The organism is Bacillus sp. SJZ110, assembly GCF_006715455.1.
GTDB classification, from domain to species: domain Bacteria; phylum Bacillota; class Bacilli; order Bacillales; family Bacillaceae; genus Bacillus; species Bacillus subtilis.
Window position 1 is genome coordinate 126539 of the sequence record NZ_VFNF01000002.1, and the last position, 20887, is coordinate 147425.

Here is a 20887-nt window from a genome sequence, read left to right on the forward strand (position 1 = left end):
ACTATAAGGGGAGAAACTATGTCTCTGCTATCGGTAAAAGACTTAACCGGCGGATATACAAGGAATCCGGTTTTAAAAAACGTATCATTCACCCTTGAACCGAATCAAATTGTCGGCTTAATTGGGCTGAATGGTGCTGGTAAAAGTACAACAATCAGACATATCATCGGGCTGATGGACCCGCATAAAGGTTCAATCGAATTAAACGGTAAAACGTTTGCTGAGGATCCGGAAGGCTACCGTTCACAATTTACCTATATACCTGAAACACCTGTTTTATACGAAGAATTGACGCTGATGGAGCATCTTGAACTAACAGCCATGGCATATGGACTGTCAAAAGAAACGATGGAGAAAAGGCTGCCTCCGCTTTTAAAGGAATTCCGAATGGAAAAGAGGCTGAAGTGGTTCCCGGCCCATTTTTCTAAAGGAATGAAGCAGAAGGTTATGATTATGTGCGCCTTTTTGGCAGAGCCTGCGCTCTACATTATTGATGAGCCTTTTCTAGGGCTTGATCCGCTTGCCATTAACGCGCTGCTTGAGCGGATGAATGAAGCGAAAAAAGGCGGGGCGAGCGTGCTGATGTCAACACACATTTTGGCAACGGCAGAACGCTATTGCGATTCGTTTATTATTTTACATAACGGCGAGGTGCGGGCGCGCGGCACGCTGTCAGAGCTCAGAGAGCAGTTTGGAATGAAGGACGCGGCGCTGGACGATTTGTATCTTGAGCTTACAAAGGAAGACGCTGGCCATGAATAATATGCTTGATATTTGGCAGTCGCGGCTGCAGGAGCATATCAAAGAAACAAGAACATACATGAAATATATGCTCAATGATCACCTCGTCATTGTTTTGATTTTTTTTCTAGCGGGCGCTGCAAGCTGGTACAGCAAATGGATACGGGACATTCCCGCTCACTTTCCGTCCTTTTGGGTGATGGCCGTGCTGTTTTCGCTCGTGTTGACAAGCTCTTATGTGCGAACGCTTTTGAAGGAGGCTGACCTTGTTTTCTTATTGCCTCTTGAAGCAAAAATGGAGCCTTACTTGAAGCAGGCGTTTGTCTACAGCTATGTGTCTCAGCTGTTTCCGCTTATTGCGCTGAGCATCGTTGCGATGCCGCTTTATTTCGCAGTCACACCGGGGGCTTCGCTCGTATCGTATGCCGCGGTCTTTGTCCAACTGTTGCTGCTGAAAGCGTGGAATCAGGTAATGGAATGGCGCACGACTTTCCAAAACGACCGCAGCATGAAACGGATGGACGTCATCATTCGCTTTGCGGCGAATACACTCGTTCTTTATTTTGTTTTCCAATCTGTTTATATGTATGCGCTTCTCGTCTATGTCATTATGGCTGTTCTTTATCTGTATATGTCTTCCGCAGCAAAACGGAAAACATTTAAATGGGAGAGCCATATTGAGTCCGAATTGAGACGAAAGCAGCGTTTCTATCGGATTGCCAACCTGTTTACTGATGTGCCGCATTTGCGAAAGCAAGCCAAACGCAGAGCTTATCTCGACTTTTTGCTGCGGCTTGTGCCGTTTGAACAGCGCAAAACATTTGCCTATATGTTCACCCGCGCCTTTTTGCGTTCGAGTGATTATTTGGGCATTCTTGTCAGATTAACGATCGTTTTCGCGCTGATCATTATGTATGTCTCAGCCAGCCCGCTGATTGCAGCGGTTTTGACTGTGTTTGCCATTTTCATTACGGGCATTCAGCTTCTGCCGCTCTTCGGCCACTTTGACCATCTGGCGCTTCAAGAGCTGTACCCTGTGCAAAAAGAAACAAAGCTGAAAAGCTATTTCTCTCTATTAAAAACTGCACTTAGTATTCAAGCGCTGCTGATGTCTGTTGCATCTGCCTATGCAGCCGGCTTGACCGGTTTTCTGTACGCGCTGATCGGTTCTGCCGTTCTGATTTTTGTTGTTTTGCCTGCTTATATGACAACCAGGCTGAAAAAGCACGGAAAGCTGTGAACTGAAAAGAGGTAATCAAATGACAGATAATCAGCTGCTGATGCAGGAAGCTTTGGAATGGAAAATGCATTTTTTGCGAAAGGATTCCATGTTTGAACGCTTTTCGAAGCGTGTCCAGACGAAGGTGAATGAACGGATTCCTGAAAAAATCCATACGGTCGTCACCGAGAGTGTGAAAAAAATGGTAGAAGCGACAATGGCCGGCTCCAATATCATTACTTATAAAAAGGATACAAGTGCACTGTCGCTCAGTGAAAAAAACGAATTGGCGAAAAAAACGATTATTTCTTATCAGAAGGTGGCGGCTGCTGAGGGAGTCGGCACCGGAGCGGGCGGCATTTTTTTAGGCATTGCTGATTTTCCGCTGCTGCTTTCAATTAAGATGAAGTGTTTATTTACCTTGTCTTCCATTTACGGCTTTGATGTGAAGGATGCACAAGAAAGGATGTTTTTGCTGCTCGTGTTTCAGCTTGCATTTTCGAGTGACGATGGCCGTAAATCGCTTTTTTCTGTCATCGAAAATTGGGAGACGGAGAAAAAGAGCATCGACTGGAGAGTGTTCCAGCAGGAATATCGCGATTATATCGACGTCGTGAAGCTTTTTCAGCTTTTGCCGGGCGTAGGAGCGGCAGTCGGCGGAATTGCCAATTATAAGCTGCTTGCTCAGCTTGGAGAAACGGCAAGACATGTTTTTCATCTGAGGATATTAAAGGAAACAGCCGGAGTATAAACACTCCGGCTGTTTTTTTATAGCTGATGATAGGTGATCGCAGCACCGGCAAGGACCTTGGCCGCTGTCAGCATGGCTTTTTCGTTGATATCAAATTTCGGATGGTGGTGGGAATAAACTCGATCTGGCTGTTCGGGAGCTGCACCTGTAAAGAAAAAAGTGCCTTTCACGTTTTGTAAGAAATAAGCAAAATCCTCGCCGCCCATTTGCGGTTCACCGTCAATGACCTGCTGAACGCCCTCGGTATTCTTTGCGGTGCTCACCAAGTGGCTCGTTTCGGCAGGATGGTTCACAACCGCCGGATAACCCTGTTCATAGGTGTACTCATAGGACGCGTCGTGCATGCTGCATATTCCTTTTACAACGGCTTCAATTTCTTTCTCCAGAATGTCCCGGACATTTTCATCAAAAGAACGCGCTGTGCCGATGAGTACTGCTTGGTCTGCGATGACATTAAACGGATTGTCGGCGATGAAGGAGCCTGTCGAAATGACGGCGGATTGAATCGGATTGACTTTGCGGCTGACAATGTGCTGCAAAGAGGAAACGATTTGCGAACCGATCAGGACGGCGTCTTTAGTATCATGCGGATGAGCGCCGTGGCCGCCCTTTCCGAAGACTTTAATCGTAAATCGGTCTGCCGCCGCCATTACGGCGCCGGGGCGGCAGAGAATAGTTCCGAGCGGCTCAGTTGCCCAAAGATGAGTGCCGAATATCACATCCGTGTTTTCTAGACAGCCGTCATCGATCATTGGCTTTGCGCCTCCCGGATAATATTCTTCTGCATGCTGGTGGATCATCACAAATGTTCCCTTCAGTTCATGTCTGTTTTGGTGAAGGACCTTGGCCACTGCGAGAAGAGCTGCGGTGTGGCCGTCGTGGCCGCATGCATGCATGACACCAGGCACTTTGGAGGCGTAAGGGACATCTTTTTCATCTTGAATGGGGAGAGCGTCAAAGTCGGCCCTCAAAGCGACTGTAGGGCCGGGTTCGCTTCCTTCTATATATGCTAAAACCCCTCTGCCGCCAACGTTTGTGCGGATTGGGACTCCTAACGATTCATAATAGGAAGCAATAAATGCGGCGGTTTTTTCTTCTTGAAATGAAAGCTCAGGATACATATGAAAATGGCGCCTGATCTCAACCATTTCTTCAAAACAGCTGTCGAGCTGTTTGTTTATCTCTTTCTGCAGTGTGGATATGGACAAAGCCGCTTCCCCCTTTTCTATGTTTTCCATGATTGTATAGAAAAAGTCTGAATATTTCAACTCATGCTGTTTTAAAGCATCATCACAGCTGCGAGGGTTGTCACCAAAAGGCCAATCGCGACGGGAATGAAGTTTTTTCTGGCAAGCTCAAAAGGATCAACTTTGCAAATGGCCGCGGCGGGAATCAACGCCCATGGGACCAGTGTTCCTCCGCCCACCCAGATGGCAGAGATTTGTCCGAGCGCGGTCAGAACGGCGGGATCGGCATGGAGAGCGGACGAAAAGAGCTTTGCGATGGAGCCGGCGAGAGAAATGCCAGAAAATCCTGAGCCGTCAAGGCCTGTTATGGCTCCAGCGGCAGTTAATGCAGCGGCGGCAAGCTCCTTTGACATAGGCATCATATGGGATAAAGCAATGCCAAGATCGTTGACAATGCCGTGGGAACCTTTAGGGAGTGAAGTGCCCAGTATGCTCTCATAGCCTGAGTCGCCAAGATAAAAGAAAGCGGCAATCGGGATGACGGGGCCGAAAACCTTAAAACCGAACTTAAATCCGTCAATAAAATAGCCGGTGATTTTTTCAAGCCCTTTATGCTTATACACGAAAAAATGAACGGTAAGGAGGATACAGATTGCAGACCCGCCAATTAACGCGGTGGCATCATTTCCTTGTAGGTTAAACAAGAGCATGCAGGCGATATCTGCAAGAAAGGCAAGCGGAATCAAAAAAGCCAGTATGGACCGCAGGCGTTTTGGCAAGTACAGCGAGTTGTCTTGTTCGCCGGAAAGAACGGGGGAAAAAGAAGCGGGATGCTCCTGTTTTTTGCGTTCGCGCTGAATCATGATAAAGGCAGCGGTTGTTGTTGTCGCACCCATAATCAGCACAAGCGGAATGCTGGCCGAGACGACATCACCGACTGGAATGCCTGCTGCATCCGCAGTCAGCTTTGGCGCCGCCTGAATGACAAAGTCTCCTGACAGGGCAAAACCGTGTCCGAATAAGTTCATGGCCATGGCCGCGGCAAGAGGCGTCAAACCGGCACGTGCGGCTGCGGGGAGCAGGACGGCGCCGATTAAAGCGACACCCGGAGAAGGCCAGAAGAAGAGAGAAATGGCGAACATCAGGCCCCCAATCAGCCAATAGGCAGTCACAGGCCCTCTCACAAGGCTTGCAAAGGGAGAAATCATCGCTTCATTTATCCCTGTTTTTGTTAACAAATCACTCATTGAAACGATAAAGCAAATGATGAAAATCGTGGGCAGCAGTTCGCCGGCCGCATAGATAAAGCTGTGGAATAAACTGCTGACAGAAGCTGAAAGTGAATGGCTGGCCCATAGCGATATGATAAAAATGCCGAATAGAGAAATAAATGTCGTGTCTTTTCTCAGCAGCATAAATAGGATAATTGCACCGATAAAAAACACATACAGAACATGGACAGACAAAATCCCGACTTCCATCATCGATCACTCCTTCCGCTTACAGATTATTCATAGGCGGGCGGAAGGTGCCGGGACAGAGGGGAGGGTTATGATGGAAGATGAACATTGATCTGTTTCAGCTGCCAATCAGATGATGCCTTAATACTCTATTCGCTTTTTGCAGATGTTTTGGGAAGCATTCAGGAGAAAAAATGACGCACCCTTCAGCAAGCCAGTTTTTTCTATAGGCGATGCTGCTTTCCGATGGCTCTAAATATGAATCATCCTCGTGCTGCATCTCGTAATCATCAAATCCGAACTGAAAACCGCAGCACGGGCAGATTTCATGAGAATGATTGCCTTCATGATCATATGGCGGTTCAGCCAATCCCTTAAACCCGCAGACTGGGCAAGTATGCTTCATTTTGCTTTCCTCCCAATAAAATAAGCTGCCGGACATGCCGGCAGCTATTCGACAGCGAAATATGTGGTGACATAGGAAGGCCGGGAGAAGATCGACGTTGTGTCAATTCCGGCAGATGTATCGCGTTTTTTGTGGGCTTCTTTGTAAGAACCGGACTGCTGCCAGTCTTGAAAGGCGCTTTCCGTTTCCCACAAGGTCAGAATGACATAGGTGTCACTGTCAAGCGGACGGAGCACTCGAATTGCTTCAAAGCCAGGCTCGTTTTCGACTTTTCCCGCTCTGTTTTTAAATCTGTTTTCAAACAGCGGACGCCCTTCCTGAGTAACGGCAATATTGTTCAATACTGCAAAACCGGGATGTTTGATCTCTCCGACTTGGTCAATGACTTCATAAGCGTGTGGTGCCTGGAAAACGGTATCTCCGTTTGTTTCATGAATTAAAATGGCGTTTTCCTGCCCCTGCATCAAAAGGATATTTTCTGAGGGATGCTTCTGTACGATCGTTTTTAAAAAATCGGCTGTCCCATATGTAATATAAACCTTCATATCAGCCACCTCCTGCTTGCTAGTATATCAAAACAATGGTATAAGTTTCTATTGGCGAGTGCTTCGAACATAATTCCAAACAATTTTTCCCATACTACCTTTAGAAAGGCGAGGTGAGTTCATGTTTAAGATAAAGAAAAAGAAACTTTTTATACCTATCATTATTTTAGTGTTAACTGCTTTTCTCGCTTTAATAGGATATATTTCAATTATTTTTCTCGGCCATTATGTCATAGATGAAAAAAAGCTTATTCTTCATGCTTCTTCAAAAATTGTTGATCAAAACGGAGATGAGGTTGCAAGCCTGTATACAGAAAATCGCGAGCCGGTCTCGATCAATGAGATTCCTAAGCAGGTCAGAGAAGCGTTTATCGCTGTTGAGGATAAAAGGTTCTATGAGCATCACGGCATTGATGCAAAATCCGTCGGAAGGGCAGTGTATCGCGATATATTAGCAGGCGGAAAGGTGGAAGGCGGAAGCACGATCACCCAGCAGCTTGCCAAAAATATTTTTCTGACACATGACAAAACATTTCTAAGAAAAACAAAAGAAGTGATCATTGCGATTAATCTTGAACGGGATTACAGCAAGGACAAGCTGCTTGAAATGTATTTAAACCAGCTTTACTTCGGACACGGGGTTTACGGCATACAAGCGGCGTCCCACTATTATTTTAATAAAGAAGTAAAAGATTTGACTGTATCTGAAGGCGCTGTTTTGGCCGCTATTCCGAAGGCGCCTTCTACGTACTCTCCGATTTTGCACCCTGATAAAAATAAGGAGCGGCGTGATACAATTCTAGGCATGATGAATGACCAAGGCTATATCAGTGCGAAAGAGGCTGTCACCGCGCAAGGCCGAACGCTTGGACTGCATGTGAAGAAACAGTCGGAAACACCTTGGTTTGACAGCTACATTGACCTTGTGATCAAAGAGGCGGAAGACAAGTATTCCATTTCTGGGGAGCAGCTTCTTCAAGGAGGATACACGATCAAGGTGCCGCTCGATTCAAAGCTGCAGAAAACGGCTTACCAGGTGATGAAAGAGGGTAGCTATTATCCCGGAACAGATCAGAATGCCGAGGGAAGCGCGGTCTTTATTAATAACAAGACAGGCGGTGTAGAAGCGGCCATCGGCGGAAGGGATTACACATCCAAAGGATATAACCGTGTCACAGCTGTCCGCCAGCCGGGTTCCACATTTAAGCCGCTTGCTGTATACGGACCGGCGATGCAGGAAAAGAAATTTAAGCCATATTCTCTATTGAAGGATGAGTTGCAGTCCTACGGAGATTATACGCCGAAAAACTACGACAGCCGGTATGAGGGCGAAGTCACTATGTCTGACGCCATTACGTACAGCAAAAACGCGCCGGCTGTCTGGACGCTGAATGAGATCGGCGTCGAAACAGGAAAATCTTATTTGAAAGCAAACGGCATTGATATCCCTGATGAAGGACTTGCTCTCGCTCTAGGCGGCTTGGAAAAAGGCGTTTCGCCGCTCCAGCTTGCCGGCGCGTTTCATACATTTGCCGCGAATGGAACGTATACGGAACCCTTCTTTATCTCGAGCATAATAGATGAAGACGGAGAAACAATAGCCGATCATAAAGAGGAAGAAAAGCGGGTTTTCAGCAAGCAGACGTCTTGGAATATGACGAGAATGCTGCAGCAGGTAGTCAAAAAGGGAACGGCCACGTCCGGCACCTATCACGGCGACCTGGCGGGAAAAACAGGTTCTACATCTTATACAGGCGTCTCCGGCGCGACAAAGGACGCTTGGTTTGCAGGCTATACGCCGAAAATAACCGGGGCAGTCTGGATGGGTTATGACAAAACGGATCAAAACCATTATTTGAAAGCCGGGAGCTCATACCCGACGCGGCTGTTTAAGGATATTTTGACACAGGCAGGAGAAACCGGTCATGTGTTCACAAAGCCTAAAAACGTTAAAGAACTGGAAAGCCCGATTGAGCTGAAGCAGGTCAAAACACTCACAGCCGATTACACATTTAAAGCAGCGGGGCTCTTTACTATTGAATTAAAGTGGGACGCTCAAGAGGATGATCGGGCCGTATACAGAATTTATGTAAACAAGGACGGCAAGGAGACGCTTCTTGATTCGGTTGAAGGGAAGGGAAGCTATGAAATTCCTTATGCCAACTTATTTTCGGGCGCGTCTTATAAAATTGTGCCTTATAATACACAGACAAAAAGAGAAGGGGAAGGAACCGATTACGTTCAGCCAAAATTGTTTTCCTCTTAATGGAATTCGGCGATTTTTTGAACTTTGAGCTACATTTCTATACCATTTGCCTAAAACAAGGTATAGTGGAATAAGTCAAGAAATACGAACGTATGGTTGCCGTATGAAAGGTGGAAATCAGATGAGTAAACGAGAAACGTTTAACGAGACGTTTTTAAAAGCTGCGCGGGGAGAAAAAGCGGATCACACGCCTGTGTGGTATATGAGGCAAGCAGGGCGCTCACAGCCGGAATACCGCAAGCTGAAGGAAAAGTACGGATTGTTTGAGATCACACATCAGCCCGAACTTTGTGCGTATGTCACAAGACTGCCGGTTGAGCAATACGGAGTCGATGCTGCAATCCTTTATAAAGATATCATGACGCCGCTGCCGTCAATCGGTGTGGATGTTGAAATCAAAAACGGGATCGGTCCTGTGATTGATCAGCCAATCCGGTCTCTGGCGGACATTGAAAAACTCGGCCAAATTGATCCGGAACAGGACGTGCCGTACGTGCTTGAGACAATTAAACTGCTTGTCAATGAGCAGCTGAACGTCCCGCTCATCGGTTTCTCAGGTGCGCCTTTTACGCTTGCAAGCTATATGATCGAAGGCGGCCCGTCGAAAAACTACAATAAAACAAAAGCCTTCATGTACAGCATGCCAGATGCATGGAATCTGCTGATGTCCAAGCTTGCCGACATGATCATCGTGTACGTGAAAGCGCAGATTGAGGCAGGCGCAAAAGCGATTCAAATCTTTGATTCGTGGGTCGGCGCATTGAATCAGGCAGATTACAGAACATACATCAAACCCGTGATGAACCGGATTTTTTCAGAGCTCGCAAAGGAGAATGTGCCGCTGATCATGTTTGGCGTCGGCGCAAGCCATCTCGCAGGTGATTGGCATGACCTTCCTCTCGATGTTGTCGGGCTTGACTGGAGACTCGGCATTGATGAAGCCAGATCAAAAGGAATTACTAAAACAGTGCAGGGCAACCTGGACCCGTCCATTTTGCTTGCGCCATGGGAAGTCATTGAGAAGAAAACGAAGGAAATACTTGATCAGGGTATGAAATCAGACGGCTTCATTTTCAATCTTGGCCATGGGGTATTTCCTGACGTCAGTCCCGAGGTTTTGAAAAAACTGACAGCGTTTGTCCATGAATATTCACAAAACAAAAAAATGGGTCAATATTCCTAAGCATATCTTTTGGTATCTTAATGATATCCTGTCAAAATGTTTGTATCAGATCATTAAAGAGGGTGTAAACAGTGAGTAGAAAGAAAATGGGGCTTCTCGTGATGGCGTACGGCACGCCTTATAAGGAAGAAGATATTGAACGTTATTATACACATATCAGAAGAGGCAGAAAGCCTGAACCTGAAATGCTTCAAGATTTGAAAGACAGATACGAAGCGATTGGCGGCATTTCACCGCTTGCCAAAATCACAGAAGAGCAGGCGCATAATCTGGAACAGCACTTGAATGAAATTCAGGATGAGATTACGTTTAAAGCGTATATCGGATTGAAGCATATCGAGCCGTTTATTGAAGACGCCGTAGCAGAGATGCATAAGGATGGCATTACAGAAGCAGTCAGCATCGTGCTGGCGCCGCATTTCTCCACGTTCAGCGTTCAGTCCTACAACAAACGTGCCAAAGAAGAGGCTGAAAAACTCGGCGGCTTAACGATTACGTCAGTTGAAAGCTGGTACGATGAACCGAAGTTCGTGAAATATTGGGTTGACCGAGTGAAGGAAACATATGCGTCAATGCCTGAGGATGAAAGAGAAAACGCAATGCTCATCGTATCCGCACACAGCCTGCCGGAAAAAATCAAAGAATTTGGAGACCCGTACCCGGACCAGCTGCATGAATCGGCGAAATTGATTGCTGAAGGCGCAGGCGTTTCCGAATATGCTGTCGGCTGGCAAAGTGAAGGGAACACGCCTGATCCTTGGCTCGGACCCGATGTTCAGGATTTAACACGTGATTTATTCGAACAAAAAGGCTATCAAGCATTTGTATATGTTCCTGTTGGATTTGTCGCGGATCACTTAGAAGTGCTTTATGATAATGATTATGAATGCAAAGTGGTGACTGACGATATCGGCGCAAGCTATTACCGGCCGGAAATGCCAAATGCCAAGCCTGAATTTATTGATGCTTTGGCAACAGTCGTATTAAAAAAATTAGGACGTTAAAGAAGGCGATGAACATGAGTGACGGCAAAAAACATGTAGTCATCATCGGCGGCGGCATTACCGGTTTAGCCGCCGCCTTCTATATGGAAAAAGAAATCAAAGAAAAGAATCTGCCGCTTGAACTGACGCTTGTTGAGGCAAGTCCGAGAGTCGGCGGAAAAATCCAGACTGTCAAGAAGGACGGCTATATCATCGAAAGAGGGCCAGACTCATTTCTGGAACGAAAGAAAAGCGCCCCGCAGCTTGTTAAAGACTTAGGTCTTGAGCATTTGCTTGTCAACAATGCGACCGGACAATCCTATGTGCTTGTAAACCGCACTCTGCATCCAATGCCGAAGGGCGCTGTAATGGGGATACCGACAAAAATTGCGCCGTTTGTTTCTACGGGTCTGTTTTCTTTGTCTGGGAAGGCGAGAGCTGCTATGGATTTCATCCTGCCTGCTAGCAAAACAAAGGATGATCAGTCATTGGGAGAATTCTTCCGCAGACGTGTCGGAGATGAAGTGGTCGAGAACTTAATCGAGCCGCTTCTATCAGGGATCTACGCAGGCGACATTGACAAGCTCAGCCTGATGTCGACATTCCCGCAATTTTACCAGACGGAACAAAAGCATAGAAGCCTGATTCTCGGCATGAAAAAAACAAGGCCTCAAGGCTCAGGCCAGCAGCTGACGGCAAAAAAACAAGGGCAGTTCCAGACTCTGTCAACCGGTTTGCAGACCCTTGTAGAAGAGATCGAAAAGCAGTTAAAGCTGACGAAGGTGTATAAAGGCACAAAAGTGACCAAACTCAGCCATAGCGGCTCTGGCTATTCGCTCGAACTGGATAACGGCGTCACACTTGATGCTGATTCAGTAATTGTGACTGCTCCGCATAAAGCGGCTGCGGGAATGCTTTCTGAGCTTCCTGCCATTTCTCATTTGAAAAATATGCACTCCACATCCGTGGCAAACGTCGCTTTAGGTTTCCTTGAAGGCTCCGTCCAAATGGAGCATGAGGGCACGGGTTTTGTCATTTCAAGAAACAGTGACTTTGCGATCACAGCCTGTACGTGGACGAATAAAAAATGGCCGCACGCAGCGCCGGAAGGCAAAACGCTGCTTCGAGCATATGTCGGAAAAGCTGGAGACGAATCCATTGTCGATCTATCAGATAATGACATTATCAACATTGTGTTAGAAGACTTAAAGAAAGTCATGAACATAAACGGCGAGCCGGAAATGACATGTGTCACCCGATGGCATGAAAGCATGCCGCAGTACCATGTCGGCCATAAGCAGCGTATCAAGGAGCTGCGTGAAGCACTTGCATCTGCGTATCCGGGTGTTTATATGACAGGCGCTTCTTTCGAAGGTGTCGGCATTCCCGACTGCATTGATCAAGGAAAAGCTGCCGTGTCTGACGCGCTTACCTATTTATTCAGCTAAAACCTCCGCTTTATCGCGGAGTTTTTTTGATGTGCAATGGCAATATTGTGTAAAAAAATGATTGAATTGAACAGCAGGTTATGATACATTTGCATATGTACTTAATGACTAAAATGTTCAAATGGTCAGTTTTGAGGTGAATACAATGTCAATAGATCGAAAAAAGCTCATTTTGGAGGCGGCTACAAAGTCTTTCACGCAGTTCGGGTATAAAGCGACGACAATGGATCTTGTCGCAAAACTTGCGAACGTGGGGAAGGGGACCATTTATACTTTTTTCAAAAACAAAGAAGAGCTGTTTGACGAGATTTTCACTACTTTATTAAAGGAAATGAAGCAAAAAGCGGATGAAGCGATGGAGCCGAACCTTCCGTTCCATGAAAATGTGCACAGAGCGCTGTTTGCCATTCTGGAGTTCAGGAAAACACATCAGCTGACGATTAAAATTTTCCAAGAGAATGCCGAGATTGGTACAATGGCAGTTCAGGAAGTGATCCAGAAAATGGAGCGAGCCATACTGTCTTATATCAAAAGTAAGATTGAAGACGGGATCAAAAGCGGCGCAATCAAGCCGTGCGACACTGAACTGACAGCCTTTGTGATGCTGAAGCTTTATATCGCGCTCATTTTTGACTGGGAAAAACAACACCCCCCGCTTGATAAAGAGACAATTGCGGGACTGCTTGAATTGTATGTTGTCAAAGGATTGTCAGCGAACTAGATAATCCTTTCTCTTTGCAAGAAAATGACCATTTTTCATGATGAGTCAGTTTTAGAATGGAGGCATCAGGATGAACACAATACGAAGTCAGTGGAAAGACATCGTAACAAGTAAAAAATTATTGATTCCCATCATCGCCATTTTGTTTGTCCCGCTTATTTACAGCGGCGTATTCTTAAAGGCTTATTGGGACCCGTACGGCACAGTTGACCAGCTGCCTGTCGTTGTCGTCAACCAAGACAAGGGAGCAACGTATGAAGGAGAAAAACTTCAAATCGGTGATGATCTGGTCAAAGAATTAAAGGATAATAACAACTTTGATTGGCATTTTTCCAATGATCTCGACCAATCGTTAAAGGACTTATTGAATCAAAAATATTATTTAGTTGTCGAGATTCCTGAGGATTTTTCTAAGAATGCCAGCACTGTATTAGACAAAAATCCGAAAAAATTGGATCTGAAATACCATACAAATGCAGGCTCTAACTATGTAGGGGCAACGATCGGCGAAAAAGCGATTGATAAACTGAAAGCCTCTGTTTCAAAAGAAGTGACCGAGCAATATACGAAAGTTATTTTTGATAACTTTAAAGATATCGCAAAAGGTTTGAGCGACGCGAGCAGCGGCGCGAAAAAAATTGATGACGGCACAAAGGATGCGAAAAACGGAAGCGCCCAGCTGAAAGAAAATCTGGCGAAGCTGAAGGAAAGCACCGCTACCATCAGTGACAAAACAGCGCAGCTTGCAGATGGAGCGGCTCAGGTGACGAGCGGCATCCAATCACTTGACAGCTCGCTCGGTAAATTCCAGGACAGCAGCAACCAGATTTATGATAAATCTAGTCAGCTTGCAGCAGGATCAGGCGAGCTGACAAGCAAGATGAATGAACTTCTTGCTGGACTTCAAAATGTGCAGAAGGGTGCGCCTAATCTTACTAACGGGCTGGATCAGCTCAACAGTAAAGCCCAAGAAGGTTCTGAGAAAGCAGCAAAAGCGGAAAAGCTCATTAATGCGCTCGATTTAACGAAGCTTGAAACTGCTGTAAACAATCTGGAAAAATCAGAAACTGCGATGAAGGAATTTAAAAAACAGCTGTCTGACTTTGAAAACAGCTTAAAAAACCGTGATCAGGCATTCAAAAATCTCATCAATTCGAGTGATTTCTTAACAGCGGAGCAAAAAAGCCAGTTGATCAGCTCTGTTGAAAAGCAGCTGCCGAAAGTTGATGCGCCTGATTTTGATGAAATTTTAAGTGGGCTTCCTTCAGCTGATCAGCTGCCTGACATCGCAACGATAAAAAGCTCTCTTGAAGACGTGAAAGCGCAGGTGGCGCAGGTGAAAGCCATGCCGGAAGCTACATCTAAGCTTTATAACGGCGCAAAAACAATCCAAGATGCGATTGACAGATTAACTGAGGGAGCTGATAAGATATACAATGGTTCACAGAAGCTGACAGATGGCCAAACTAAACTGACAGCCGGCATCGGTGAATATAATAAGCAGTTCGCAAAGGCAAAAGCGGGCTCAGAGCAATTGGTGACAGGAAGCAGCCAAGTATCCGGCGGATTGTTTAAGCTGTTAGACGGGTCTAAACAGGTCCAAAGCGGATCATCAAAACTTGCAGACGGATCTGCATCACTTGATACAGGTTTAGGCAAGCTATTGGACGGCACAGGAGAGCTGTCTAGTAAGCTGAAGGATGCGGCTGATCAAACAGGAGATATCGATGCTGATGATCAAACATACGGCATGTTTGCGGATCCGGTTAAAACCAAAGATGATGCCATTCATTCCGTTCCTAACTATGGAACAGGGCTGACACCTTATATCCTGTCAATGGGCTTGTATGTCGGCGGCATCATGCTGACGGTTGTCTTCCCGCTGAAGGAAGCGTCAGGACGTCCGAGAAACGGTTTTGAGTGGTTCTTCAGCAAATTCAATGTCATGATGCTTGTAGGAATCATTCAATCATTGATTGTGGCGACGGTTCTTCTATTGGGAATTGGTCTCGAGGTAGAGAGCACGTGGAGATTTTACGTGTTTACGATCATTACGAGTCTCGCTTTCCTGGCGATGATTCAATTTTTGGCTACAACGATGGGCAACCCTGGACGTTTTATCGCAGTCATTATTTTAGTGCTGCAGCTGGGAGCGAGCGGAGGAACCTTCCCGCTTGAATTGCTTCCGAATTTCTATCAGGTCATCCACGGCGCATTGCCGATGACCTACAGCATTAACGGATTCAGAGCGGTCATTTCAAACGGTGACTTTGGCTACATGTGGCAGATGGCCGGCGTCTTAATCGGCATCGCCCTCGTCATGATTGCACTAAGCATTACTTACTTTACAATGTTAAGCCGGAAGGAAGAATCATCAGAAGAACAGCCGGCTTCATAAAGAAAAAGAACTTGTTTCCTTGGAAACAAGTTCTTTTTTTGTTACATTCCCCATTTAATAAGCAATCCTGTATAGGTTAATCCGCCGCCAAACCCGAAAAGCAAAACAATTTGATCTTTTTTCAGCTTCCCGGCTTTCACTGCGAGATCGAGCGCCAAAACAATTGAAACCGAAGACGTGTTTCCGTAGTGCTCAACACTAGTGAGCGTTTTTTCAATCGGGAACGGTGTTTTTTCACAAATTGACTCGATCATGCGCAAGTTGGCGCTGTGAGGAACAAACCAATCGAGATCATCAGAGCTGAGTCCTGCTTTATGTAAAAGCCGTTCAAATTCGCCAGGGACGGTTCTTGCGGCCCATTTATATACCTCGCGTCCGTTTTGCACCATTTTTCCAGAACCGACAAGCTGCACACCGTTTATTTCATTTCGCAGTCCGGCACGATACAAAATATCGCCACCGTTCCCGCTTGTTCCTTGTACAGACGCAAGAAATCCCGGCGTCTCTTCATCTCGTTCCACTAACAGCGCACCAGCGGCATCGCCGAACAGAACGCATGTCGTTCGATCGGTATAATCCGTTACCTTTGATAACGTCTCTCCGGCGATCACGAGAATTTTTTGATGAAGGCCAGATGTGATCAATCCATTTGCCAAATGGAGGCCGTAAGTCAGCCCGGCGCATGTCGCATTAATATCCAGCGCGCCGGTGCTTTCCCAGCCGAAATATTCCTGTACGCGGCATGCCGTACTTGGAAAGGCGTAATCGGATGTGGTTGTGGCAACGAGGATCATATCGACATCATCAAGTGTTCCTTTATAACGGCTCTTGAGATTCTTCACCGCTTCTATGCATAAATCAGAGGTAAATTGATGTTCATCTGCAATCCGGCGTTCTCTCATTCCTGTGCGCTGAACGATCCATTCATCAGAGGTATCAACGATCTTTTCTAAATCTGCATTGGTTAAACGTCTGCTCGGCGCATAGGTGCCGATAGCTGTAATTTTTGCTTTTGACATATGAATCACTCCTTATGGTCAGATTATAACACTAGATATTAGTATCTGGTACTAAAAAGAAGGTTTTTTTACAAAAAAAGAGAAGTGTAGAATAGGGAATCTATGAAAAAGAAAAAGGAGGCTGAAAAATGGTCAGTCAAGAAGCAGTAGTCTTTTTGGCATTATCCGGGGCTATTGCGTTTCTGTTGCCAATCGGGCTGATTGTATGGTTTAAGCGAAAGTATGGCGCCTCGCTTAAAGTGTTTTTTATTGGCGCTCTCACGTTTTTTGTCTTCGCTCAGCTGCTGGAAGGCGGCGTTCATGTTTATGTACTGCAAGTGAATGAAATGACGAAAGAAGCGATGCAACATCCATTATGGTATGGCATTTACGGCTGCTTGATGGCCGGAATTTTTGAGGAGTGCGGAAGGTATATGATGATGCGATTTTTTATGAAGCGCCATCATACCTGGGCGGATGGTCTGGCTTTCGGGGCAGGCCATGGCGGGCTTGAAGCCATCCTGATTACAGGCTTGTCCTCTATCTCACTTATTGTATACGCATTTGCAATCAATAGCGGGACGTTTGAACAGCTTTTGGTCAATGGCGACGTCAAACAGGCGCTTTTGCCGATACAGGAGCAGCTGCTGCATACTCCTTCGTATGAATGGATGCTGGGCGGAATAGAAAGAATCAGTGCCATTGCCGTCCAAATTGGGCTGTCTCTGCTTGTTTTGTACGCGGTTAAAAGCCGCCGGCCGCTGTTTTTGTTGTATTCTATTCTTTTACATGCACTGTTTAATGTACCGGCGGTTTTATATCAGAGAGGAATCATAGAGCATGCTGCAGCTGTTGAAATCATTATTGCTCTTATAGCGGCTTTATCAGTTTATTGGATTGTAAAAGCAAAAAGGGTGTTTCAATAAAAGGTCCAAGCAGCAGCAATGCCCGCTTGGAAAAATGTGAATGGAAATATTCATTAAGCATGGGTCATCAGAATATTTCTGATTCAGTCTTTACAATGACAGCAAGAATGTCTGTGTTTTTTACAAGAGAAACAATGGTGTTTCTTTTTCTTCTTCTCGCAAGGGTCATGGCATTCTTTCTTTTTCTTGCAATGGTCGTGGAAATCTTTATCGAACCACTCGTCAAAGAACCAAAAATCATCGAACCAATCGTGACAACGACATTTCTGTTCATGTGAATGACGACAGCACATAGAAATCCCTCCTCTTCCCATGCTCTCTACAGCATATGAGAGATTGATAGGAAAAGATTGGACGGGTCCCTCGGGAAAAGAGTATATTTTAAGTAGAAAATAAAAGGAGGAATGCCCTATGACGTCTGTACGTAAAACGATGGAGCTCATTAAAGAACTGGTATCGATCCCAAGCCCGACAGGAAATACATATGAGGTGATCAATTATATTGAAAGCCTTTTAAAAGAATGGAAGGTAGAAACGGTTCGGAACCACAAGGGCGGCTTAATTGCAACGCTTCCAGGACGCGACACATCCCGGCATCGCATGCTGACTGCGCACGTTGACACCCTCGGCGCTATGGTAAAGGAAATTAAAGCGGACGGCCGGCTGAAAATCGATTTAATCGGCGGGTTCCGCTACAACTCGATTGAGGGGGAGTATTGCCAAATTGAAACCGCCTCAGGAAAAACGTACACAGGCACAATTTTAATGCATCAAACGTCTGTGCACGTATACAAAGACGCGGGAAAGGCTGAGCGGAATCAAGAGAATATGGAGATCCGCCTAGATGAACCTGTTCACTGCCGGAAAGATACGGAGGAGCTTGGCATTGGCGTCGGAGACTTTGTGTCGTTTGATCCACGTGTCGAGATCACATCAAGCGGATTTATTAAATCGCGCCATTTGGATGACAAAGCAAGCGTCGCCTTATTGCTCCGCTTAATTCATGAAATTCAAACAGAAGACATTGAGCTGCCGTATACAACCCATTTTCTTATTTCCAATAATGAAGAAATCGGTTACGGCGGGAATTCGAATATTCCTCCTGAAACAGTTGAATATTTGGCGGTTGATATGGGCGCTATCGGTGACGGGCAGGCGACAGATGAATATTCAGTATCAATCTGTGTGAAGGATGCGAGCGGGCCGTATCATTATCAGCTCAGAAAGCATTTAGTTCAATTAGCCGAGAAGCATCATATTGACTATAAGCTTGATATATATCCGTACTACGGGTCTGATGCATCAGCAGCGATCAAATCCGGGCATGATATTGTGCATGGCCTCATAGGGCCGGGAATTGACGCTTCCCATGCATTTGAACGCACCCATAAATCATCTCTTCGCCATACCGCTAAGCTTCTGTATTACTATGTACAGTCACCAATGGTATAAGGGGGAGGACCAATGAAGATTTATAAGCTGAAAAGCACATTCGGCTGGGAAGGTGATGACGGGTTGGGAGAACAGCTGATTCAGCAGATCCTTGCCGGAGAAAAAACCGCCACGTGCGCGCCGAAATCATTGTATTCAAAAGATGAATTGAGGGACGTTTATCAAACAGCGGGTCAGCTTGTTACCGTTTATGATAAACATGACAATCCAAGATGCAATATAAAAGTGACAGATGTCTTTGAAACCACCTTTGGTGCGCCTGATATGAGGTTAGTCAAAGGAGAGGGCAATGGAGACCGAATTGAGGAGTTTCAAGAGGATCATCGGATGGCATGGGCGGAACTGATCAAAAGCGGTGAACTGGAGCTGAATGAGGATACTGTTTTGATTACAGAACTGTTTGTGCTTGTTAAAGATTAAAAAAGCCTGCGGGGCAAGAACCCCGCAGGCTTTTCATTAACCAGAAATGGTTGCGTTTTGTTCTGTTTTCGATTGGGACATAACAGTTTCTGCTTTCGCAGGATTAAACATGCCTTCCCATTTAGACATCACAACGGCAGCAAGCGCGTTACCAGTCAGGTTGACAACTGTACGTGCCATATCCATGATGCGGTCTACGCCGGCAATAAAGGCAAGTCCTTCAGCCGGAACGCCGATGGTGCCAAGCGTTGCAAGCAAGACAACAAAAGAAGTACCAGGTACGGCAGCCATCCCTTTGGATGTCACCATTAAGACGAGCACAAGCGTAATTTGGTGCCAAATCGTCAAATCAATGCCATATACCTGTGCTAAAAAGAGTGCGGCAATAGATTGATAGAGAACGGAACCGTCTAAGTTAAACGTGTAACCGATCGGAATGACAAATGAAACAATGCCTTTTGGACATCCGATTTTCTCCATTTTTTCCATGATGCGCGGAAGAACCGTTTCAGAGCTGGACGTACTGAACGCCAGTAAGATTTCGTCCTTCATGTAAGCAAGGAACTTGAAGATGCTGATGCCAGCAATTTTTGCGACAATCCCGAAAATAACAATTAAGAAGAAAGCAAGCGCGACATAAACCAATCCGACGAGCTTTCCGAGAGAGATAAGAGAACCGAGTCCGAATTTAGACACAGTCACTCCGATAAGAGCGAAAACGCCGAATGGCGCCACTTTCATCACAAGGTTTACAACGTGGAACATGGCATGGGATACACCTTCAAAAAAGGCTAATACAGGCTTGCCTCTTTCACCGATCGCGGAAATACCCAATGCAAATAGTACTGTAAAGCAGATGATGGCTAGAAGATCCCCTTCGACCAATGACTGGAAGAAGTTTGTCGGCACAATATGGAGGAACGTTTCCGCCACTGATTTATTACTTTGTTCTTTTTCAGTTTCAACATATTGACTGATGTCCGATTTTTGAGCTTCGTGTATATTAACTCCTGTACCCGGATGGAAGATGTTTGCAAGGGCTAGTCCGAGAATAATGGCAAAAGTCGTGATGATCTCGAAGTACAGAATCGTTCTGAAGCCTAATTTACCGACTTGCTTTCCATTTCCTGCACCGGCTACACCGATGATTAAGCTGGAGACAACAATAGGAATCACTATCATTTTGATTAAGCGTAAAAAGAGATCCCCGATTGGCTGCAGGTAAGTAGGCAATGCTGGGTTGCCATACCAAATGACGCCAACAATGACACCTAGAATAAGTCCAACGAATATTTGTGTGGCTAATCCAAACTTAATTCTTTTCATAGATTACCTCCCAAAAAACAAAGTATCAACATATATCATGAATAGACATATATTTAATCTCACTATTAGATCAAATTATAATAGATAAGAAATCAATTCGTCTATAGTAAATTATATTTCGAAAATAAAGAATATTCAATGACATTATGATAATCACCAGAATTATCTAAAAACAGGTGAGCTTTGACCTAACCTGACTATTATTTCAAAATTAAGAGATATGTGAAAAAATAAGAAAATCCCACGCGTAAGGCGCGGGATTTTCGCTCATTACAAATCGTTTACTTTTATACAGTCATTGCAGATATTACCATAACACTCATGCTGCTCTTCTATCTTTTTTCCGCATTCCGCACACTTTTTCGAAGGCAGGTTTCTAAAAAATTCTGTGATTTTCCCCAGCATAACCAATCCCTCTTTCCCCTTTGTAGTGATTTCATTGTAATATAACAGAGCG

Annotated in this window: 19 protein-coding genes and 1 pseudogene; 13 read left to right on the forward strand and 7 right to left on the reverse strand. The window is 45.4% G+C overall.

Annotated features, from left to right (window positions below; translation table 11 throughout):
• Positions 1-18: 18 nt before the first annotated feature.
• Genes ecsA through FB592_RS06195 form a run of 3 tightly spaced genes read left to right on the forward strand, consistent with a single transcriptional unit; the run spans position 19 to position 2711 of the window.
• Positions 19-762 (forward strand): ABC transporter ATP-binding protein EcsA, encoded by a 744-nt coding sequence (gene ecsA / locus FB592_RS06185; RefSeq protein WP_003233230.1) that lies wholly within the window; start codon positions 19-21, stop codon positions 760-762.
• Entirely contained in the window at positions 755-1981 is a 1227-nt protein-coding gene (gene ecsB, locus FB592_RS06190; protein WP_003245169.1) for an ABC transporter permease EcsB, read from the forward strand. Before ecsA ends, ecsB begins: the two co-directional genes overlap by 8 nt.
• 19 nt (positions 1982-2000) lie before the next feature.
• Positions 2001-2711, forward strand: coding sequence for an EcsC family protein (locus FB592_RS06195; RefSeq protein ID WP_141949379.1), 711 nt, complete (start codon positions 2001-2003; stop codon positions 2709-2711).
• A 17-nt stretch (positions 2712-2728) separates the two neighbouring features.
• Here the strand turns inward: FB592_RS06195 and sndC are convergent, their stop codons facing one another.
• The 4 genes and pseudogenes from sndC to hmoB all read right to left on the reverse strand — a co-directional run bounded on the left by sndC (position 2729) and on the right by hmoB (position 6309).
• Entirely contained in the window at positions 2729-3919 is a 1191-nt protein-coding gene (gene sndC, locus FB592_RS06200; RefSeq protein ID WP_064671190.1) for an N-acetyl amino acid acetylase SndC, read from the reverse strand.
• Positions 3920-3990: 71 nt separating this feature from the next.
• Entirely contained in the window at positions 3991-5382 is a 1392-nt protein-coding gene (locus FB592_RS06205) for a hypothetical protein (RefSeq protein WP_080474457.1), read from the reverse strand.
• Between the two features lie 65 nt (positions 5383-5447).
• A pseudogene (locus FB592_RS06210) lies at positions 5448-5764 on the reverse strand (hypothetical protein).
• Positions 5765-5808: 44 nt separating this feature from the next.
• Positions 5809-6309 carry a heme-degrading oxygenase HmoB gene (gene hmoB, locus FB592_RS06215; RefSeq protein WP_003244748.1) on the reverse strand — a complete coding sequence of 167 codons (501 nt, stop codon included), beginning with the start codon at positions 6307-6309 and terminating at the stop codon, positions 5809-5811.
• 121 nt (positions 6310-6430) lie between these two features.
• On the opposite strand from hmoB, the gene FB592_RS06220 reads away from it, so the two are divergent.
• The 6 genes from FB592_RS06220 (at position 6431) to FB592_RS06245 (ending at position 15308) form a co-directional block, all read left to right on the forward strand.
• Positions 6431-8575, forward strand: a complete 2145-nt coding sequence (locus tag FB592_RS06220) for a transglycosylase domain-containing protein (protein WP_038829121.1) — start codon at positions 6431-6433, stop codon at positions 8573-8575.
• A 121-nt stretch (positions 8576-8696) separates the two neighbouring features.
• Positions 8697-9758, forward strand: coding sequence for a uroporphyrinogen decarboxylase (gene hemE / locus FB592_RS06225; protein WP_038829123.1), 1062 nt, complete (start codon positions 8697-8699; stop codon positions 9756-9758).
• 71 nt (positions 9759-9829) lie between these two features.
• On the forward strand, positions 9830-10762 hold the full coding sequence (gene hemH / locus FB592_RS06230; RefSeq protein WP_014479346.1) for a ferrochelatase: 933 nt from the start codon (positions 9830-9832) through the stop codon (positions 10760-10762).
• Positions 10763-10776: 14 nt separating this feature from the next.
• The gene (hemY, locus tag FB592_RS06235) at positions 10777-12189 is read left to right on the forward strand and encodes a protoporphyrinogen oxidase (RefSeq protein WP_141949380.1); all 1413 of its coding nucleotides are present in this window, start codon (positions 10777-10779) and stop codon (positions 12187-12189) included.
• A 145-nt stretch (positions 12190-12334) separates the two neighbouring features.
• Positions 12335-12910, forward strand: a complete 576-nt coding sequence (locus FB592_RS06240; protein WP_038829129.1) for a TetR/AcrR family transcriptional regulator — start codon at positions 12335-12337, stop codon at positions 12908-12910.
• A 70-nt stretch (positions 12911-12980) separates the two neighbouring features.
• The gene (locus FB592_RS06245; RefSeq protein ID WP_038829126.1) at positions 12981-15308 is read left to right on the forward strand and encodes a YhgE/Pip domain-containing protein; all 2328 of its coding nucleotides are present in this window, start codon (positions 12981-12983) and stop codon (positions 15306-15308) included.
• A 41-nt stretch (positions 15309-15349) separates the two neighbouring features.
• On the opposite strand, the gene fabHB is transcribed toward FB592_RS06245, so the two are convergent.
• Positions 15350-16327: a beta-ketoacyl-ACP synthase III FabHB gene (gene fabHB, locus FB592_RS06250; RefSeq protein ID WP_003233200.1), complete on the reverse strand. Its 978-nt coding sequence runs from the start codon at positions 16325-16327 to the stop codon at positions 15350-15352.
• A gap of 128 nt (positions 16328-16455) precedes the next feature.
• Here fabHB and FB592_RS06255 point away from each other — a divergent pair, with 128 nt between their 5' ends.
• The 4 genes from FB592_RS06255 (at position 16456) to FB592_RS06270 (ending at position 19104) form a co-directional block, all read left to right on the forward strand.
• Positions 16456-17232, forward strand: coding sequence for a YhfC family intramembrane metalloprotease (locus tag FB592_RS06255; protein ID WP_072173858.1), 777 nt, complete (start codon positions 16456-16458; stop codon positions 17230-17232).
• Between the two features lie 26 nt (positions 17233-17258).
• Positions 17259-17510, forward strand: coding sequence for a hypothetical protein (locus FB592_RS20925; RefSeq protein WP_015715616.1), 252 nt, complete (start codon positions 17259-17261; stop codon positions 17508-17510).
• Positions 17511-17643: 133 nt separating this feature from the next.
• The gene (locus tag FB592_RS06265; protein ID WP_014479351.1) at positions 17644-18684 is read left to right on the forward strand and encodes a M42 family metallopeptidase; all 1041 of its coding nucleotides are present in this window, start codon (positions 17644-17646) and stop codon (positions 18682-18684) included.
• A 12-nt stretch (positions 18685-18696) separates the two neighbouring features.
• Positions 18697-19104 (forward strand): ASCH domain-containing protein, encoded by a 408-nt coding sequence (locus tag FB592_RS06270; RefSeq protein WP_003233192.1) that lies wholly within the window; start codon positions 18697-18699, stop codon positions 19102-19104.
• Positions 19105-19140: 36 nt separating this feature from the next.
• On the opposite strand, the gene gltT is transcribed toward FB592_RS06270, so the two are convergent.
• Both gltT and yhfH read right to left on the reverse strand, forming a co-directional pair.
• Positions 19141-20430: a glutamate/proton symporter GltT gene (gene gltT, locus FB592_RS06275; protein ID WP_003245579.1), complete on the reverse strand. Its 1290-nt coding sequence runs from the start codon at positions 20428-20430 to the stop codon at positions 19141-19143.
• Positions 20431-20700: 270 nt separating this feature from the next.
• A complete protein-coding gene (gene yhfH, locus FB592_RS06280; protein WP_003244802.1) occupies positions 20701-20835 on the reverse strand; it encodes a protein YhfH in 135 nt (44 codons plus the stop codon).
• Positions 20836-20887: the final 52 nt, after the last annotated feature.

Coding starts and splice junctions, on each gene's coding strand:
- FB592_RS06255 (WP_072173858.1), top strand. CDS start 16,456: ATGGTCAGTCAAGAAGCAGTAGTCTTTTTGGCATTATCCGGGGCTATT.
- FB592_RS06195 (WP_141949379.1), top strand. CDS start 2,001: ATGACAGATAATCAGCTGCTGATGCAGGAAGCTTTGGAATGGAAAATG.
- ecsA (WP_003233230.1), top strand. CDS start 19: ATGTCTCTGCTATCGGTAAAAGACTTAACCGGCGGATATACAAGGAAT.
- fabHB (WP_003233200.1), bottom strand. CDS start 16,327: ATGTCAAAAGCAAAAATTACAGCTATCGGCACCTATGCGCCGAGCAGA.
- yhfH (WP_003244802.1), bottom strand. CDS start 20,835: ATGCTGGGGAAAATCACAGAATTTTTTAGAAACCTGCCTTCGAAAAAG.
- FB592_RS06220 (WP_038829121.1), top strand. CDS start 6,431: ATGTTTAAGATAAAGAAAAAGAAACTTTTTATACCTATCATTATTTTA.
- FB592_RS06265 (WP_014479351.1), top strand. CDS start 17,644: ATGACGTCTGTACGTAAAACGATGGAGCTCATTAAAGAACTGGTATCG.
- FB592_RS06240 (WP_038829129.1), top strand. CDS start 12,335: ATGTCAATAGATCGAAAAAAGCTCATTTTGGAGGCGGCTACAAAGTCT.
- hemE (WP_038829123.1), top strand. CDS start 8,697: ATGAGTAAACGAGAAACGTTTAACGAGACGTTTTTAAAAGCTGCGCGG.
- hemY (WP_141949380.1), top strand. CDS start 10,777: ATGAGTGACGGCAAAAAACATGTAGTCATCATCGGCGGCGGCATTACC.
- hmoB (WP_003244748.1), bottom strand. CDS start 6,309: ATGAAGGTTTATATTACATATGGGACAGCCGATTTTTTAAAAACGATC.
- ecsB (WP_003245169.1), top strand. CDS start 755: ATGAATAATATGCTTGATATTTGGCAGTCGCGGCTGCAGGAGCATATC.
- FB592_RS06270 (WP_003233192.1), top strand. CDS start 18,697: ATGAAGATTTATAAGCTGAAAAGCACATTCGGCTGGGAAGGTGATGAC.
- gltT (WP_003245579.1), bottom strand. CDS start 20,430: ATGAAAAGAATTAAGTTTGGATTAGCCACACAAATATTCGTTGGACTT.
- FB592_RS06205 (WP_080474457.1), bottom strand. CDS start 5,382: ATGATGGAAGTCGGGATTTTGTCTGTCCATGTTCTGTATGTGTTTTTT.
- FB592_RS06245 (WP_038829126.1), top strand. CDS start 12,981: ATGAACACAATACGAAGTCAGTGGAAAGACATCGTAACAAGTAAAAAA.